The sequence below is a fragment of the Thermococcus sp. genome, assembly GCF_027012695.1.
Classification (GTDB): domain Archaea; phylum Methanobacteriota_B; class Thermococci; order Thermococcales; family Thermococcaceae; genus Thermococcus.
Genome location: NZ_JALUYR010000100.1, coordinates 1 through 1,820, shown reverse-complemented (window position 1 = coordinate 1,820; position 1,820 = coordinate 1). Strand labels below are relative to the sequence as shown.

The following is a 1,820-nucleotide window of genomic DNA, read 5'->3' as shown; positions in this document are numbered from 1 at the left end:
CGAACGCAGACTGGAGGACAGTGACTTACTCCCTTCCCGGCGTTCTCATCTTAGCGTTTGTCCTCTTCCTCCTTCGCTGGAACCTCAACGCGATGAGCCTTGGAGATGAGGCGGAGCTTTTGGGCCTGAACGTTCACCTGTGGAGGGGCCTTTTCGTTTTCATCTCGGCCCTGATGACCACCCTTGTAGTTTCCTTCACCGGGATAATCGGCTGGGTTGGATTAATTGTTCCCCACATAGCGAGGATGCTCGTAGGCCCGGAGCACTCGAGACTAATTCCCGCGACAATCTCAATAGGAATAACGGTGATGGTTTTGGCGGATGTTGTCGTTAGACTTCTCCCCGGCGATGTTCCCGTAGGGATAATAACGACCCTCGTCGGCGTTCCATTCTTCGGGTATCTTCTCAGAAAGACCGGGGGTGGGTGGAGTTGAGGATTCTCATAGTTTACACAACCCGTTATAGAACGACGGAAAAGGCCGTTGGGCTGGTTAAAAAGCTCTTTGAGGAGAGAAATCATGAGGTCGAGGTCGCTCATGTCAAGGATGACCCGTCACCAACTAACTATGACCTCATAATCCTGAGTGCGCCAGTTTACCGCGACGGCCCGCACTGGGATTTAATGGAGTGGGTTGAGAAACACAGGGAGGAACTTGAGGACGTTCCAAAGGCGTTCTTCCTGGTTGCGATGCATTTAGCGGGTTCGGTCTTCATGGGGAAGCTTCACGGCGGAATAGCTTACGCTCAGCCATTGATAGAGGCCTTTGAAGTCCCGCCCTTCTACGGGACGCTAATCGGCGGTGAGATAGACCCGGATAAGCTGAGCGAGGAAGACCGGAAAAAGATGGTCAGGTTCTACGCGGTCCTCGGTGAAAAGCTTGAGAAGAAAAGCCTCTTCAACGAGAAAGACATCAAGGCGTTCGTGAGGAGGGTTTTGCTCTACTACGACTGGTTCGGGAAGCACTTCAAACGGGGCGAGGTTGAAAAAGCTAAGAACTTCGATTTCATGGAGAAGGTGAGGGAGCTTGAGAGGGCTATGGGCTGAAGACGTTGGCTTCTCCTACGGGGACTTCGGAATAGAGGGGGTTAGCCTTAAGGTTAATCCGGGTGAGCTTGTGGCGTTAATAGGGCCTAACGGGGCGGGAAAGAGCACCCTGCTTAAGCTGACCTACGGAACGCTGAGGCCACATGAAGGGCGGGTTTTGGTTGATGGGAGGGACGTCCACAGGCTCTCACCAAAGGAGAGGGCAAAGCTCATCGGCTTCGTCCCTCAAAACCACCTTCCAACGTTCCCCTTCAGGGTTCTGGACTTTCTCCTCCTTGGGGCTACCCCGGAGCTTGGGACCTTCGGCGCTCCTGGTGAGAAACATAGGAAGAGAGCTTTAGAACTGCTCAAAACCTTTGGCCTTGAGGACTATGCTGACAAACCTTACACCTCGCTGAGCGGTGGACAGAGGAGGCTTTTACTCACGGCCAGAGCGTTAATGACCTCACCGAATTACCTGCTCCTCGACGAGCCGACGAGCGAGCTCGATCTAAAAAACGCCCTCCTCGTCCTTCAGACGGTCAGAAAGCTGGCCAACGGGGGTGTGGGGGTTCTCCTCGTTATACACGACCCCAACCTCGCTTACCTCTTCGCCGACAGGCTGGTTTTGATGAAGAACGGCCGGATACTTGCCCAGGGGAAACCGGATGAAGTCTTTGATGAGATGCTCTTAAGCGAGGCCTACGGCGTCGAGCTCAGGCTTGTTGACTGCTCCGGTGAAACCGTTTTAAGGCCGAAGTTAGAGGTGTGAGCGATGAAGGACATGCGGGATTAC

General features: G+C 53.8%; 3 protein-coding genes. All 3 read left to right on the top strand.

Going from position 1 to position 1,820, the window contains the following annotated elements:
- Positions 1 to 434: iron ABC transporter permease (locus tag MV985_RS07815; protein WP_297465028.1), on the top strand; the 434-nt coding region annotated here is incomplete at its 5' end.
- Positions 431 to 1,045: a flavodoxin domain-containing protein gene (locus tag MV985_RS07810; protein WP_297465026.1), complete on the top strand. Its 615-nt coding sequence runs from the start codon at positions 431 to 433 to the stop codon at positions 1,043 to 1,045. The genes MV985_RS07815 and MV985_RS07810, both read left to right, overlap by 4 nt.
- Positions 1,026 to 1,796, top strand: a complete 771-nt coding sequence (locus MV985_RS07805; protein ID WP_297465024.1) for an ABC transporter ATP-binding protein — start codon at positions 1,026 to 1,028, stop codon at positions 1,794 to 1,796. Before MV985_RS07810 ends, MV985_RS07805 begins: the two co-directional genes overlap by 20 nt.
- The last annotated feature ends 24 nt before the right edge of the window (positions 1,797 to 1,820 follow it).